Origin of the sequence: Hymenobacter sp. UYP22 (assembly GCF_040547285.1) — a bacterium.
Taxonomy (GTDB): Bacteria; Bacteroidota; Bacteroidia; order Cytophagales; family Hymenobacteraceae; genus Hymenobacter.
On sequence record NZ_JBEPPK010000007.1, the window covers coordinates 151,845 to 167,269 of the forward strand.

At 60.9% G+C, this 15,425-nt stretch carries 14 protein-coding genes; 5 read left to right on the forward strand and 9 right to left on the reverse strand.

Features of this window, described 5'->3' with window-relative positions; all coding sequences use genetic code 11:
- Positions 1 to 9: 9 nt before the first annotated feature.
- From ABIB60_RS13595 to ABIB60_RS13605, 3 genes are all read right to left on the reverse strand, one after another.
- On the reverse strand, positions 10 to 1,326 hold the full coding sequence (locus ABIB60_RS13595; RefSeq protein WP_354580591.1) for an AAA family ATPase: 1,317 nt from the start codon (positions 1,324 to 1,326) through the stop codon (positions 10 to 12).
- Positions 1,327 to 1,447: 121 nt separating this feature from the next.
- A complete protein-coding gene (locus ABIB60_RS13600; protein WP_354580593.1) occupies positions 1,448 to 1,675 on the reverse strand; it encodes a hypothetical protein in 228 nt (75 codons plus the stop codon).
- Between the two features lie 72 nt (positions 1,676 to 1,747).
- Positions 1,748 to 3,838, reverse strand: coding sequence for a sigma 54-interacting transcriptional regulator (locus ABIB60_RS13605; RefSeq protein ID WP_354580594.1), 2,091 nt, complete (start codon positions 3,836 to 3,838; stop codon positions 1,748 to 1,750).
- 236 nt (positions 3,839 to 4,074) lie between these two features.
- Here ABIB60_RS13605 and ABIB60_RS13610 point away from each other — a divergent pair, with 236 nt between their 5' ends.
- From ABIB60_RS13610 to ABIB60_RS13620, 3 genes are all read left to right on the forward strand, one after another.
- Entirely contained in the window at positions 4,075 to 5,409 is a 1,335-nt protein-coding gene (locus ABIB60_RS13610) for a TolC family protein (protein WP_354580596.1), read from the forward strand.
- Positions 5,410 to 5,515: 106 nt separating this feature from the next.
- Positions 5,516 to 5,941 (forward strand): universal stress protein, encoded by a 426-nt coding sequence (locus ABIB60_RS13615; RefSeq protein WP_354580597.1) that lies wholly within the window; start codon positions 5,516 to 5,518, stop codon positions 5,939 to 5,941.
- Positions 5,942 to 6,015: 74 nt separating this feature from the next.
- Positions 6,016 to 7,122 (forward strand): HlyD family secretion protein, encoded by a 1,107-nt coding sequence (locus ABIB60_RS13620; RefSeq protein ID WP_354580599.1) that lies wholly within the window; start codon positions 6,016 to 6,018, stop codon positions 7,120 to 7,122.
- 107 nt (positions 7,123 to 7,229) lie between these two features.
- Here ABIB60_RS13620 and ABIB60_RS13625 read toward each other — a convergent pair whose 3' ends face one another.
- Positions 7,230 to 7,607, reverse strand: a complete 378-nt coding sequence (locus ABIB60_RS13625) for a four helix bundle protein (RefSeq protein ID WP_354580601.1) — start codon at positions 7,605 to 7,607, stop codon at positions 7,230 to 7,232.
- A gap of 81 nt (positions 7,608 to 7,688) precedes the next feature.
- On the opposite strand from ABIB60_RS13625, the gene ABIB60_RS13630 reads away from it, so the two are divergent.
- Complete coding sequence (locus ABIB60_RS13630; protein WP_354580602.1) at positions 7,689 to 9,260, forward strand: DHA2 family efflux MFS transporter permease subunit; 1,572 nt, start codon at positions 7,689 to 7,691, stop codon at positions 9,258 to 9,260.
- A gap of 199 nt (positions 9,261 to 9,459) precedes the next feature.
- Here the strand turns inward: ABIB60_RS13630 and ABIB60_RS13635 are convergent, their stop codons facing one another.
- The 4 genes from ABIB60_RS13635 to ABIB60_RS13650 all read right to left on the reverse strand — a co-directional run bounded on the left by ABIB60_RS13635 (position 9,460) and on the right by ABIB60_RS13650 (position 13,542).
- On the reverse strand, positions 9,460 to 10,497 hold the full coding sequence (locus tag ABIB60_RS13635; RefSeq protein ID WP_354580604.1) for a hypothetical protein: 1,038 nt from the start codon (positions 10,495 to 10,497) through the stop codon (positions 9,460 to 9,462).
- Between the two features lie 174 nt (positions 10,498 to 10,671).
- Complete coding sequence (locus ABIB60_RS13640) at positions 10,672 to 11,661, reverse strand: hypothetical protein (RefSeq protein WP_354580606.1); 990 nt, start codon at positions 11,659 to 11,661, stop codon at positions 10,672 to 10,674.
- Positions 11,662 to 11,813: 152 nt separating this feature from the next.
- Complete coding sequence (locus ABIB60_RS13645; RefSeq protein WP_354580608.1) at positions 11,814 to 13,154, reverse strand: TonB family protein; 1,341 nt, start codon at positions 13,152 to 13,154, stop codon at positions 11,814 to 11,816.
- A complete protein-coding gene (locus ABIB60_RS13650; RefSeq protein ID WP_354580610.1) occupies positions 13,120 to 13,542 on the reverse strand; it encodes a BlaI/MecI/CopY family transcriptional regulator in 423 nt (140 codons plus the stop codon). The genes ABIB60_RS13645 and ABIB60_RS13650 overlap by 35 nt, the downstream gene beginning before the upstream one ends.
- A gap of 166 nt (positions 13,543 to 13,708) precedes the next feature.
- On the opposite strand from ABIB60_RS13650, the gene ABIB60_RS13655 reads away from it, so the two are divergent.
- Entirely contained in the window at positions 13,709 to 14,938 is a 1,230-nt protein-coding gene (locus ABIB60_RS13655) for an alpha/beta hydrolase family protein (RefSeq protein WP_354580612.1), read from the forward strand.
- A 93-nt stretch (positions 14,939 to 15,031) separates the two neighbouring features.
- Here the strand turns inward: ABIB60_RS13655 and ABIB60_RS13660 are convergent, their stop codons facing one another.
- Entirely contained in the window at positions 15,032 to 15,424 is a 393-nt protein-coding gene (locus tag ABIB60_RS13660; RefSeq protein WP_354580614.1) for a hypothetical protein, read from the reverse strand.
- Position 15,425 lies beyond the last annotated feature (1 nt).

Here is a 15,425-nt window from a genome sequence, read left to right on the forward strand (position 1 = left end):
CGCGGGCCGTTAGCTCAGCAGCTTTTTCGTCTGCTGGGCCGCTTTGGCGGGCTGGTCTAGCCAGTAATCAGTCAGCAAAGGCGCAATTTCCTGATCCAGAATCAGTTGCAGCCAGGCGGTGGCTTCGGCCGGGTCGGGCGGCGGCTGGCAGAAGTAGCTGTGCCCGATGCAGTAGTCGGGGCCCAGTTCCGGGTCGTCGGCAATGACGTGGTTGAGGTCGGATAAACGGGTAGTGAGGCGGGTGATGATGGCCTCCGGCACACCCTGCTCGCTCAAAAACTGCTGCAACGGCGGGCCAAACTCGGGTTTCAGGTTCACGAAAGCAAAGCGGCGACGCAGGGCGTAATCCAGCGGGGCCAGGCTCCGGTCGGCCAGGTTCAGGGTTCCGATAATATGCACGTTGTCGGGCACGAAGAAGGGCGCACTCCCGGCCGGGGCGTAGGGCAGGCGCACGGCGTGGGCAGGGCCGCGCTTATCAGCTTCCAGCAGCAGCAGCAACTCCCCGAAAATGCGGGCCACGTTGCCCCGGTTCAACTCATCAATCAGCAGGAAATACGGCCGCTCCAAATCCTGGGCGGCGCGCTGGCAGAAGTTCAGCAGAATGCCGTTCTGGAGTTGAAACTGCCCCTGGCCGTCGGGCCGGAAACCCTGCACAAAGTCCTCGTAGCTATAGCTGGGGTGAAACTGCACCAACTCCACGCGACGCGCATCGGTAGCGCTCAGCTCCAGCCAGGCCAGCCGCCGGGCCAGAAACGTTTTGCCGGTGCCGGGCGGACCCTGCAGAATCAGGTTACGCCGCCGCCGCAGAGCCGCCAGGGCCGCGTCCAGCTTCTCCTCCGACATGAACAGCTCGGCCAACGCCTGGGGCTTGGCGTAGGGCTCGGGCGCGGCGTAGGAGGCCACCGGCTCCTGCACCTCGGCGGGCGCGGGGGGCACTGCCGCGTCGCTTCGGCGGGTTTTGGCGGGCGGCGCTTCCGGTACGGGGCCCGTGTACAACTCCTGCATCTGCTCCTGGGCGGCCACATCCCCATCCAGCAGCGGCGAGTTTTCCAGGGTGGGGCGCTTAGTGGCAATGGTGAAGCTAAGCTTTTCCAGCACTTGGTTGGTGGGCGCGCCGGCGGGCAGGGGCCACACCGCATCGGGCTGGCCCAGGGCCAGGCGGTAGGCCAATTGGGCCACGGCGCGGGGCGCGTACCGCTTGCTTTTGTATACCAGGTCATACACGGTGCTTAGCGGCATGCGCGGGCCCTCGGCGTCCATGTGGCGCAGGGCCTGCAACACCTGGGCGCGGGTTAGCTGGATCAGGTCGGGGGGAGGAGTGGGCATGCGGTTCTAAAGTACGGGCAAAACACCGGAGCGCGGCGGAAAGCTCCGGGTCAGGGCCGTCGGGGCACAAAAAAGCCCGGCTGCGACGCAACCAGGCTTTTCGGGTAGTAACCCCAGCGGCTTAGGAGCCTTTCTGGGTCGTTTTCTTCTTGCCGTCGGGCTTATCGGTTTTGGTTTCCTCGTTCTTCTTTTCGTCGCGCTTGGTGGCGGGGTCGGTATGCTGGGGCGTGGAGGTGGGCTGGGCCATGAGGTTCAGGTAAGGATGAATAGTGCCCAGGTGTACGCGGCCCCGGGACGAATGGTTGAACTGAAGAATAGCTGGATGGGTGTGTTGCTGAATGGATGGCAAGCTCAGGATGACAGATTACCTTGCTCAACTATCTACCCGCTCACCCGCTCACCCGCTCACCCGCTCACCCGCTCACCTCACTTCCACCGTGCGCTGAATGCCCAGCTTTTTCATGCGGGCTTCCAGGGTTTTGGGGTTGATATCGAGCAGGACGGCCGCGCCGTTGGGGCCGCTGACGCGCCCGCCGGTACGGTGCAGCGTCTGCAGGATATGGTCGCGTTCCTGGTCTTTGAGGGTTTTGATGGGGCCGTTGGGTTCCGGCAACGCCGGGGCCGTTTGGGTGGCGGCAGCAAACCCCTGAAACTCCAGAAACGCACCCTGGCTCACAATAACGGCCTGCTCCACCACGTGCTCCAGCTCCCGCACGTTGCCCGGCCAGCTGTACTGCTGCAGGGCCCGCAAATCCCGCTCCCGCAGGCCGCGCACGGGTTTGCCCATCTGCTTGGTGAAGCGCTCCAGAAAGTGCCGCATCAGGGGCTCCACGTCCTCGGGCCGCTCCCGCAAAGCCGGGAGCCGCACCGGAAACACATTGAGGCGGTAGTACAAATCGGCCCGGAAGCGGCCGGCGGCTACCTCGTCTTCCAGCACCCGGTTGGTAGCCGCCAGCACCCGCACATCAGTATGAATGACGCGCCGCCCCCCGATGCGCTCAAACTCCTTTTCCTGCAGAATCCGCAGCAGCTTGGCCTGCAAATCCAAAGGCAGTTCGCCCACTTCATCCAGGAAAATCGTGCCCCCATCGGCCAGCTCAAACTTGCCGATGCGCCGGTCGTGGGCCCCCGTAAACGCGCCTTTCTCGTGGCCGAATAGTTCGCTTTCAATCAGCTGGGCCGGCAGGGCCGCGCAGTTGATTTTGATGAGGGCCCGCTCCTTGCGCGGGGAGAGGTTGTGCAGTGCCCGGGCTACCAGCTCCTTGCCGGTGCCGGTTTCGCCGGTGATGAGTACGGTGGTGGTGGCGGGTGCTACCTGGGCCAGGCGGGTGTACACCTGCTGCATCACGGCGCTGCCGCCCACAAAATCGTCGAGGCGGGCGGCGGCGGTGGTGTTGATTTCGTCGATGAGGTAGGTTCGCTCCTGCTCCAGCTGGGCCCGCAGCGCGTCAATCTGCTCAAAAGCCAGCACGTTCTGGATGGCCAGCCGAACCTGCGGTACCAGGGCCAGAATCAGCTCCAGGCTTTCCTCGGTAAAGGCGAAGGGCTGACGACTGGCCATAATCAGCACGGTGGTGGCCTCCTCGGTGGTATCGAGGGGGGCGCAGAGCACCGAGCGGGTGCCGCGCTCCTCCCGAATGTAGCGCAGCAGTTCGTGGCGCCGAGCCAGGGCCTCGAAGTCCTCGCCCACGTACACGCCGGGCTCCCGGAAAATCAGCTGCATCGACTCCTTGGTACGCAAGGTCAGGGGCAACTCATCGAAGCGGTTTTCATCCAGGGGCTGAAAGGAGCCGTCGGGCTGTTTGTTGAACTCGGCCAGGGCCCGAGTGGGGGAGTTAGCCTCCCGGATTCGCACGCCAAAATAGTCGCAGGGCACCACCCGGTTGATTTCGGCGGCAATGGCCCGGAACAGCTCCCCCCGCTCCTTGATGCTGAGCAGCGCGTTGTTGAGGGCCAGTTGCATAGTTTTCTCCTGCTCCCGCCGGGCAATGTCCTCGAAAGCCAGCGTATTGGTGACGGCCACGGCCACCAGGCTGCCAATCTTTTCCAGCAAATCGGCATCCAGCGCTGACAGCTCCGGCCGCCGCCGGGCCACCAACGACAACAACCCGATGAGTTGGCCGCCGGTGCGCAGTGGTACTACTGTAAAATAGCGCATGCCTTTGGCCAGTAGTGCCTCAAATGGCTGAAAGCGGTACTCCCGCAGCATCTCCTGCAAATCGTACTGATGCAGCTGGGGCTGGCGCACAAACTGTTCGATGGGCGTGCCTTCTACCGGCAGGCGGCTGGGTTTGCGCTCCAGCGTATCGGGCAGCAGTACTTCCCCCAAATAGTCGCGCAGAAACACGCGGCGATACTGGTGCTCGGCATCCAGGGTGATGATGGTAATGGCATCAAAGGGGAATATCAGCCGCAGCTTTTCCGTCACGTTCCGGAACAAGGTTTCCTTATTGCGGGTGGTGGCAATGGCATCGTTTAGGTAAAGCAGTAAGGAATCGTCCTGGTCGGGCATGGGGCTGGAATACGGTTCAGGTGTACTGATTTATCCTGAAATATCAGGAATAAAAGTAAGGTATTCCTGATATTTAAGAAAAATAAGCAGTATTCGTTCTGTGCAATATTTAAATAGGTGAAAAATATTTTATGAGTTTGCAGGTCGTATGGCCACTTTTCAAAGCGCATTAAAATGATTTTAACGTGTTGGCATGCGGTTGGGTAAAAGGCAGACATCCAAAAGAGAAATTCGACATGCGTTTCCGACCTCAATACACCGCGCCGCTGCTCACTACCCTGGGGCTATTGATTGGCAGCGCGGCTTACGCCCAAGTGCCCCTGGCCGCTGCCACGGCCGGCGACTCTCTGTCGCTGGAAACAACGGTGCGCTCCGTACTGGATGCTAACCCGGCCATCAATGCCCTGCAGGAAGAAGTAAACCAGGCCCAGAGCCGCCTCGACGAGACGCGCACCTACCTCAAACCGGTGGTGGACGGTACCGCCAGCTATACCCGCATCGACCCGGTGGTGAAGATTCCGCTGGGTGACGCCACGTTCCAGCTGGCCCCGGCCAACAACTACGACGCCCACGTGACGGCCCGCTACACGGTGCTGGACTTCGGGCGGGCCAATGCGGCCATCAACGCGGCCAAATCCCGCGCCCTCACCGCCTCCGACCAGATCAACGTAACCCGCCGCGACTTAGCTTACGCCGCCGCTCAGAGCTACTACAGTATTCTGTTCGCCCGCGAAGCCATCCGGGTACAGGATTCACAGATTGCCTCCCTTAAGCAACACCAGCGCGAGATGGAGAAGCGCGTGGAAGGCGGCGTAAGCACCAACTTCGACGTGACGACCACGCAGGTGCGCATTGCCCAGGCCCAGGACCGCAAAATTGACCTGCAGAATCAGCTGCGCAACCAGGAAATTCAGCTGGCCCGCTTGCTGCACCGCCCCGAGGGCGAGGTAACGCCCGTGCGCGGCCGCTTCGAGTACAGCCCGCAGTCGGTGGATGTGCAGGATGCGCTGGCCCGCGCCGCCACCAACCGCCCCGAGGTGAAGCTGGCAAAGGACGCCGAGGAAACTGCCACCGCCCAGCTGCGCGTGGCCGAAGTCGGCAACAAGCCCACCCTGAACCTGGTGGCCCAGGCCGGCGGTAAAAACGGCTACATCGTGCCCAACCTGGAGCGGGTGCGCTTCAACACGGTGGCCGGGGCCCAGCTCAGCATCCCGATTTACGACGGGGACCGGAACAAATACCAGCGCGCCACGGCCCAGTCGGCCATCAAAGGCGCGCAGGCCCGCACCCAGGATACCCAGGAGCAGGTGCGCGCCGATGTGCTGCAGGCCGTGAACAACATGCAAACCAGCACCGCCCGCTACGACAACTCCCAGGTACAGATCGGGCAGGCCGCCGACGCACTAACCCGGGCTAAGGCCCGCTACCGCTATGGCGTGGGCTCCAACCTGGACGTGCTGGACGCCGAAACCCAGCTGGCCCAGTCCCGCCTCTCGCGCCTGCAATCCATCTACAACTACACCCTGGGCCAATACCAGCTCCGCCGCGCCACCGGCGAACAGATTTGGTAGCGGTGATTTAGCGAGTTAGTGAGTGATGTAGTTACGCTGATTCTCACTGATTTCGTCTTGATCAAAACAACAACTCACTAAGCCATCATTTCACTAAATCACCGCCATGACCATCCTCTGTCCGATTGATTTTTCTGCTGCCACGGAGGCCCTGGTGACGTACTCGGCGGCGTTGGCGGCTGGGACGAGGGCGGAGTTGCGGCTGCTGCATGTGCTGGAGCCGCAGCTCCGGACTGCCCCGGCCCCGGCCGATGATGTAGCCCTGGCGCAACGGCTGGCCCACCATCGGGAAGCCGCGCTGGCCTCCGGGGCCCGGGTTACCACGGCCGTGGTAACGGGCGAGGCCGCCGCCGAAATTGTAGCCGAAGCCCGCCGCCACCCCGTTGATATCATCGTTATCGGGGCGCACGGCCAGACGGGCCTTACGCGCTTTCTGATGGGCAGCACCGCCGAAACTGTCGTCCGGACGGCCCCGTGCGCGACGCTGCTGGTAACGCCCGGCTGCCCGCAAGCCTACCGCCAATCGGCGTAACATATTACGATTGTGCGGTTTGTACATGTGAACCGCTTTTTCTTCCTCTGAAACCCGAACAACTGAATACCCATATGGCAACTCCCGTTCAACACGATCCGGCCGTAGCGCCTACGCAATCTGCCGCTTACGAGCCGGCAGTGGACGAGCAAGCGGAGGGCGGCTCCAAGCGCCCGATTATCTTGATTATTCTGGCCCTGGTGCTGCTGGTAGGCGGTTACTTCGGCTGGCAGCGCTACCAGTTTGGGCAGGCCCACGAAGAAACTGACGATGCCCAGGTAGAGGGCGACGTGTACCCCATTCTGCCCCGGGTATCGGGCCCGGTACTAGAGGTAAAGGTGCAGGACAACCAGCCGGTAAAAAAAGGCGACGTGCTGGTAACCGTGGACCCCGCCGACCAGCAGCAGCGCGTGAATGCCGCCGAAGCCGCCCTGGCCGCCGCTCAGGCCAACGTAGTAGCCGCCCGCGCCGCCGTGGGCACGGCCTCGGCCAACGTCAGCTCGGCCCAATCGGCCATTGGCGTGAGTGATGCCACCCGCGCCCGTCTCGAAAAAGACCTGAAGCGCAGCCAGTTTCTGCGCAAGGAGGACATCATCCCGCAGAGCGAGTACGATGCCGTGCAGGCCAACCTGAAATCGACGACGGCCCAGCGCAGCACGGCCCAGCAGCAGGTGAAAGTGGCCCAGCAGCAGGTAGCCGCCGCCCAGCAGCAGGTAGCCGTGGCCGAAGCCGTGGTAAAACAGCGCCAGGCCGACCTCGACAACGCCAAATTGCAGCTGAGCTACACCACCATCACGGCCCCGGCCAACGGCGTGGTCAGCAAGAAAAGCGTGCAGCCCGGCCAGCTGGTGAGCCCCAACCAGCAGCTGATGGGCTTGGTAGCCAGCGGTAACACCTGGATTATTGCCAACTTCAAGGAAACCCAGCTGGAAAGCATGAAAGTAGGCCAGCCGGTGGAAGTGGAAGTGGATGCCTACCCCGACGAGGAGTTCCAGGGCCACATTGAGTCCTTGTCGGCCGCCACAGGGGCCCGCTTCGCCCTGCTGCCCCCCGATAACGCTTCGGGCAACTTCGTGAAAGTAACCCAGCGCGTGCCCGTCAAAATCGTGCTCGACAAAGTAGACCCCGAACACCCGCTGCGCGCCGGCATGAGCGTAACGGCGACGGTGAAGGTGAAATAGCAGTGATTTAGTGATTCAGTGACTTAGTGAGTTTTATGTTCTGAACAAACAGACAATGTTTTCAGAACGTCAAACTCACTGAATCACTAACTCGCTAAATCACCATCTCAGGGTTTCGCTTTCTTGCGGGCTTTGGATAAGAAGGACAGTATTTCCAGAAATTCTTTTTCCAAAGCCTGCAGGCGCGATTTTGGCATTATCGCCGCATCGCCCAGCAATTCCAGCCAGAAGAGTGTTTCATCGGCTTCTTCTACGCAGATGCAGAGCTTGGCATACCACTCAGCCGGTGAGCGTCCCCGGCAGGCGGCCCGATAATTTGCCGCTACTGAAGTTGCCGACCGCAAAAGCTGCTTGCCCAGTACGGTTGCTTCGCCAGAATGAGGTAGCTGTTGATATAGGCGAATTACTCGCAATGAAGCCTGTTTAGTTCGCTCCCGTAGCAACTCATTAAAGGTTGCTCGGTCTACCGGCTGATTTGAGTTCATACAATATAAGTAGTGATATGGATGAGGCTAAGAAAGATGCTTAAACCCACTCACTAAATCACTAAGTCACTAAATCACCGCATGGAAACCGGATTTACCAAGTGGATCATCGTCATTACGGTGGTGATGTGCTGCTTGCTGGAGCTCATTGATACCAGCATTGTGAACGTGGCCCTGACCCAGATGATGGGCAACCTCTCGGCCACGCAGCAGGAGGTCAGCTGGGTAGTGGCCTCCTACGGCATTGCCAACGTCATCGTGATTCCGATGACGGGCTTTCTGGCCGAGCAGTTCGGCCGCAAAAACTACTACCTGTTCTCCGTAATTCTGTTCACGCTGGCCTCCATGGCCTGCGGACAGAGCACCAACATCTGGGAGCTGGTTGCCTTCCGCTTTATTCAGGGTATTGGCGGCGGGGCCCTCATGGCTACCTCCCAGGCCATCCTCATCGACACGTTTCCGCCCAAGCAGCTGGCCCTGGGCCAAGCCCTGTTCGGGATGGGCGTGATTATCGGCCCCACCATTGGGCCCACGCTCGGCGGCTGGATTGTAACTAACTACGAGTGGCCCTGGATTTTCTACGTGAACATTCCGGTGGGCATTATGGCCAGCATTTTCACCGTGCTGTTCATTCGCGACCCGGAGCGCATCAAAAACGCCATTCCGCGGCCCCTGCGCGAAATCGACTGGCTGGGTATTTTCCTGCTGATTCTGGGGGTGGGCTCCTTGCAGCTGGTGCTGGAGCAGGGCGAAACCGAAGACTGGTTCGAGAGCCTGTACATCAACTTCTTTACCCTGCTTTCGGTAATCGGCGTGGTGGGCTTCATCTGGCGTGAGCTGACGGCCAAGCAACCCATCGTGGATTTGCGGGTGCTCACGCGCAGCCGCAACTTGGCCATCGGGGCGTTCCTGTCGTTTATTCTCGGGTTCGGGCTGTTCGCCTCGGTGTTCGTCTTTCCAATTTTCTGCCAGCGGATTCTGGGCTTTACGGCCGAGCAGACCGGCTACATTTTGCTGCCGGGGGCCCTGCTTTCGGGCTTTATGATGCCGGTGGTGGGCAAGATGATTCAGGGTGGCGTGCCGCAGAAGTACATTCTGCCGGTGGGCTTCATCACCTTCTTCTTGTTCTCGTACTGGATGAGCACCCAAATTTCGCCCACGGCCGGGGAGAGTGACTTTTTCTGGCCGCTGCTGCTGCGCGGGTTCGGACTAGCTTTGCTGTTTCTGCCCATCACTACCATGTCGCTCAGCGGTATCAGTGGCAAGGATGCGGGCCAGGCCGCCGGCCTCACCGGTATGATCCGCCAGCTCGGCGGGTCGTTCGGGGTGGCGCTGGTGGGCACCTACCTGGAACGCTCCATTGCCCAGAACCGGGTGGGCGTGGCCTCCAACGTGTCGCTCTACGACCCCGAAACCCAGCAGCGCCTGCAGGGCCTCACGGCCAGCTTCATGAGCAAAGGCGCTAGCTTCCTCGATGCCCAGCAACAGGCTTACGCCGCCCTCAGCGGCATGATCATGAAGCAGACCTCCATCATCACCTACGGCCAGACCTTCCTGATGATTGGTGCCTTCTTCTTGCTCTGCCTGCCCCTGATGCTCCTCATCCAGCGCGCCAAACCCGGCGAAAAAGTAGACCTGAACGCCGCGCACTAGCGGTGATTTAGCGAGTTGGTGACTTAGTGAGTTTGATGTTCTGGCAACTTGCAATTACGCAAAGCGGCCCCCACAACGTTCGTTGTGGGGGCCGCTTTCGTTTTCATAAAACAAGGAGTTTGGTGTTCTTTCCGCGCAAACCAATGCCTCCCGAACATCAAGCTCACTAAATCACCAATTCACTAAATCACCGCTGCCGCTACTGATACTGAATGTACAGTGGCTTGGGGGTTAGCTCGGCCAGCACCTCCTTGGGCGTCATGATGTGGTGGGGCTTGGGGCGGGCGTCGTACTCGTAGAACAGCTTGAAGCCGGTGTACTGCACGGGCTCGTTCTGGATGTAGGCTTTGTAGGAATCCTTTTTCAGGGTTGGTTCGCCGTGGCCGTCCATGTGCATCACAATCTGCACGCGCGGGTCCAGCTTGATGTTTTTGTAGTTGCTGATCATCTTGCGGGTGAAGCGGTGCACCGTCAGCACTTTGGGCGGGAGCTTGTTTTCGCTCACGATGCGAGCCAGGAAGTTCACCGTGAAGTTTACGTCCTTAGCATCCAGCGTCCCGATTTTCTGGTTGGGGCGCACGCCGGGCATGGTGGAGAGCGAAAACTCGGGGTCGATGCCCAGGTGCACGATGGGGTCCTTCAGGTACTGCTCCAGCTTGGGCAGCTCGGCCTGCAAGGTGCTGTGGCCCGGCTGCACGTCCAGGAACAAAATGCAGTTGTGCTCCTTGGCCCAGCTCAGCACTTCCTCAATAGTGGCTTTGGAGTTCATCAGGCGCCACTTGCCATCCTTGCCGGGCGTGCCCTGGGCCGTGATGGTCACGTTGTGCAGCGCGGCCTGCACCGGAATGCTGGGGTCGGCGGCCTGCCATTCCTTCAATACGCCCTCAAACTTGCGGAACATCTGCTCCTTCGGCTCCCGGCCCAGAATACCCATGCCCTTCGAGCGGATGTTGCCATAGAAAGCTACGATGCGGTGACCCGGCAGAATAGCACCCGGCAGCTGGCCGTTTTTCTTGGCGATGGAGTCGGCCTTGAGCGAGTCGCGGCGCATGGCTTCCATTTTCAGCTTCACCGTGTCAACCACAGCAGGCTTAGTGGTATCGGCTACCACGGCCGCATTTTCCGAGTCGGTGCCGGAGCGGGAGCCGCAGCCGGGCAGGGTGGTGAGGGTAAAGGCGAGGCCCAGGGAAGCCAGCGCGGGGGCCGTCAGGCGGGTGAAGGTCCGGAAATAAGACACTGAGTGGAAAGGTATTGAAGTCAGGAAACGCAGCGAAGGTACGGGTTTCTCAAAAGTGAAATTGCGAATTTGTGAAATTGTGAGCCGGGCACTCCAACGGTGCAGTCTGCGCAGGTCCTGGTAAGCGGGCGTTCAGCTGACAGCTGCACCCTGCACAAGCTCACTACTCCCTTTTCACTGATACTGCACGTAAAGCGGGGCGGGCGAGAGGCTAACGACTTCCTGAGGCGTCATGAGGCGGGAGCCGGGGCGCTGGTCGTTGCGGAAGAACAGCTTGAAACCAGTGTACTCTACGGGCTCCTTTTTGATGAATTTCCGGTAGGAGCTGCGCTTGATGCGGGGGGTGCCCCAGCCATCCATGTGCATCACAATCTGCACGCGCGGGTCCAGCTGAATGTTCTGGTAGTTGGTCACCATATCCTGGCGGAAGCGGTGTACTACCAACACCTTGGGCGGCAGCTGGTTTTCACTTACCAGCCGGGCCAGAAACTGGCGGGCATAGTTGATATCGGCCGCGTCAAACTCGCCCACCTCCGTGCCCGGCCGCCGGCCCGATTTCATGGAAAACTCCGGGTCGATGCCCAAGTGCACGAAGGGCAGGCGTAAGTACTTGGCCAGGGGCGGCAGTTCGTGCTGCAAGTCGGAAAGGCCCACCTGCACATCCAGAAACACCAGGGCCCGGTGCTCCTGCCCCCAGCGGATCACCCGCCGAATGGTGCTGTCGGGCAGGGGCAGGCGGTATTTGCCATCGGCCCCGGAGTCGCGCTGGGCAATAACGGCCGTCATGTGCAGGGCGGGCAGCACTGGCAGGCTGTCGGCTTGCTGCCACTGGGCGGTTTGGTAGCGGAGGCGGCGCAGCATTTCCTCCTTGGGGTACTGGCCCAGTATGCCCATTTTCTTGTGCAAGGGGTTGCCGTAGAAAGCCACAATGCGGTTGTCGGGCAGTACGGCCCCCGCCAACTGCCCCCCGGCCCGGGCTATGGAATCGGCGCGGAGTGAATCGTAGCGCACTACCTGGCGCTTGTGCCGGGCCAGTTCGGTGGCGGTAGGCTGGCGCGGGGCGGGCTCACAGCCGGTTATCAGTACGCTACTGAGCAAGCTACCCAGCACCAGCAAGCGGCATAACCACTGAGGAGGCGTAGCTTCTTTTCTCTTCCAGATCATTCGTATAAAACAAGCAGTGGCCCCAGCAGAATCACCCAACATCCCAAGCGGCGCAGTGTTAGCGGGCACTCGGGGCTAATATACGGCCCTAACGCCAAACCGCTGCCCACTTGCTAGTGAACAGCGGTTTGGATAACTACTTGAATAGTAGATTATTTTAAGGAAAACTGCACGGGAATAGTATAGCGGGTAGCTACGGCTTTCCCGTCGCGTAGGCAAGGCGTCCAGCGGCCGGGCAGCGTTTTAACGGCCGCTAGAGCTTCTGATTTCAGCGCCTCTACGGCAGGGCTGGGCCCTTTGGGGGCATTCATTACCTCTGCGTCCTGGATGAGGCCCTGTTCACTTACCACAAACCGCACGAAAACAGTGCCGCCCACTTTGGCCTCTTTGGCAACGGCCGGATACTTTACCCGCTTCATCACGTCAGCCAGTAGTTGGGTCATGCCTCCGGGATAACCGGCAGGAGTTTGCCCCTCACTTTCGTAGAGAACTGGTGGGGGCGGGGGCGGAGCCAGCGCAGCATCGGCCACGATGGTAGGTGGGGGCGGGGGCGGCAATTCGCCGGCTTTTTCGCAGGCTGCGGTGGCCGCTAGCAGGGCCGTGCCCAGCGGCAAGAGCAGCCACTGTTTCCAGCGGCGTGCGGGGGAGGATTGGGTAAGCATACGGATACGGGTAAGGGTGAGGGATTGAGTGAAAGAATGGGTAAGCGGTAAGTCGGGATGAAAGGACTGCAGCGCCAAGCGGGCCAGCAACCCGGAGTACACGGCCGGGGCTCCATTAGCTGGGGCAGCTACTGTGCGTAGGGCTTGCGCATCGGCCATAAACTCCTGCACCTGCGTAAGGGCTTTGGGGAAAAAATGCACGAAGGGGACCGGCCACAGCAAGGCGCGCACCAGCTCCAGGCGCAGTTTCTCGGCGGTGTGGCCCTGCCGGACGTGAGCTATTTCGTGGGCCAGTACGGTACGGACCTCCTCGGGCGTAAGCGGGACGGTTTCATCCCAGAACACCCAGCGCCCAAACGAGCTGGTGGGGCGCTGCCCGCCGGTATGCACCAACACGTAACCGGAGCGCGCCTCGCGCGGGAGCTGACGGGTGCTGAGCCACAGGTGCAGCACTTGCCCGCCCAGGCGCAGCAGCAGGGCCAGCACCCCGGCGTAGTACAATAGAGGTAGCCACTGCGGCAAACTGTAGAGCGCGCTGCCCGCCGCCTGCACGGTGGGGCCCGGCAGTAGGCCCCCGTTCAGTACCCCCGAAGCCTGGTTGGCCGCCGCTGGCCACCAAGTGGGCAAGTGGGGTAGAGCTACCGCCACCAGGCGCGGCAGCAGTAACGCCAGCCAGGGGGTAAACTGCAGAAAGCGGCGGTTGTAGTGAAAAAACCGCTCCTGCTGCAGCATGCAACGATACAGCAACCAACAGGCCCCCAGGCACAGGGTGCTTTGCAGCAGCCAGCCCAGCAACTCAGGCGTGGTGCTCGGAAGTAGGGTCGGGCTCATTGGTGGGAGGGGTTGGAGTGGAAGCCTGGGCATGACGGAGCAATTCATCCAGCTGGGCCGCGTCCAGGTTTTCTTCCTGGGCGAAGAAGGACACCAAGCGGGTAAAGGAGCCCCCGAAGTAGCCGCCCAGCAGCTTGCGCAAGGAGAAGCGCCGGTACTCATCCTGGGCTACTAGGGCGTGGTAGCGGTGGGTGCGCCCAAAGGCCTCGTGGCCCACAAAGCCCTTCTGCTCCAGAATGCGGATGATGGTGGATACAGTAGTAATAGCCGGGGCTGGGGGCGGAAGCTCGGGTACTAGATCCTTAACGTAAGAGGGCCCCCGCTGCCAAAGCACCTGCATTACCTGTTCTTCGGCCCGGGTCAGTTCCGGGAAATTATTCTCTGCCATATATGTCGGGGTGAATGAGTAGACCAATATAACTAATTGTTTAGTTAATAAACTAATTTCTTAGCTGAAAAAAATTGCCGGATAATAACCGCTCAACCAGCCGGAACAAGAAAGCCTCGATCCAGTGTTGTAAGGCTGTATTCAGGATTCAGCTAATCAACTGCTTGTGATAGTAATTTCCCGGCTGCGCACCTTGGCGCACACGCATAAAATGGGCTTGGTAGGCTTGGTAGCCACCCTGTGGCTGGGGGCCAGCTGCCAAAGCTCGGCCTCCGATCCGGCACCCGCTCCTACTACCCCCGAAGCTGCGGTGCCGGCCACTGTGCTCACGGGCAGCACGCTCTTGGGTGAGTACACGCCGGCGCAACTAGCGGCGCGGGTACAGGATATTCCGCTGGTCGGCTCTCTGGCCCGCTACTCCGTGAAGGTGTACCGCCTTACCTATACCACCCGCAACACCGACGGGCAAGCGGTAACGGCCTCCGGGGCGCTGCTGGTGCCGGTAGCCACTGCGGCCCTGCCCGTTATCAGCTACCAGCACGGCACCATCCGGCCCGATGACGAGAACCGGGCGCCTTCGTATTACAGCCAAAGCAGCGAGTTGTGGTCGGCGGTATCAGTGCTGGCGGCCACGGGCTACGTGGTGTCGGCCCCCGATTACATTGGCTACGGCGCCTCCAAGGCTCTGCCGCATCCGTATGAGCACGCTGCCTCCCTGGCCTCGGCCTCGGCCGATATGCTGCGGGCGGCCCGGGAATTCTGTAAGAAGGAAAACATCAGCGTGAACCAGAAGAACTTTCTGCTGGGCTACTCCGAGGGCGGGTACGCCACCATGGCTTTGCACAAGTACTTGGAGGAAAAATTTCCGACGGAGCTGCCAGTAACGGCCAGTGCCCCGGGGGCGGGGGCCTACCATAAATCGGCGTTTGCCAAGTACATCATGAGTTCCACGCAGCCGCTCAACTTCCTGAGCACCTACGTATGGGTGCTGGATACCTACAACCGCGTGTACAAGCTGGGCCGGCCGGCTACCTACTATTACCAGGAGCCCTACGCCAGCCGCCTGCAAACCAACCCGTTCAGCGAAGTGCCTGCCCAAGCCAGCGCCCTGTTTGCTCCCGCGTTCCGGCAGGCAGTAACCACCAGCTCGGATGCAGCCCTTACGGCCTCGCTCACGGATAACGACATCTACGACTGGAAGCCCAAAGCCCCGGTAGCCCTGTTCCACGGCACCGCCGATGATTACGTGCCTTACTTCAACTCGCAGGATGCTTATACCGCCATGCGCGCCCAGGGAGCCACGCAGGTAACGCTCCGGCCCATCCAGGGAGGTAACCACTTCAGTTCGGTAGCCACCTACACGCTGCAGGCTTTTGCCTTTATCTCGCAGTATTAAAAACGTAGTCAGCTACAGAAAAGCCTGGCCGTACTCGTTGCGGCCGGGCTTTTTCTGTAGCTGAGCATGATGCGCGGAGGGATGAGCCCGAGCTTAGCCGGGGTTGCGGGCAGACTGATTGGTGGGAACTACTGCGGGCTTTACGGCTCTACGTAGCAATGCCCCGGATAAGGCAGCCAGGCCGCCCACCAAACCCAGCAGCAGGCCACTTACTGCTACCAGTAGCCAGGGCTGGCCTCCCAGGGGCAGCAACGTAGCTAGCCGGGCAGCCAGCAGGCCCGCGCCGTGGGTGTTCAGCCAGGCCGCGGGCAACCACCAGCTCAGCCCCGTTCCCAGTAGCCCCGCCAAGAAAGCCTCCCCAGCCGAAACCCGCCACCACGCGGCTCCCGCCAGACACAGCAGCACTACGCTCCACCAAGGCAGCACCAGTTGCAGCAACACACTCCCCAGGAAAATAAGCAGGAGTAACGCGAGAGTACCTTTCATA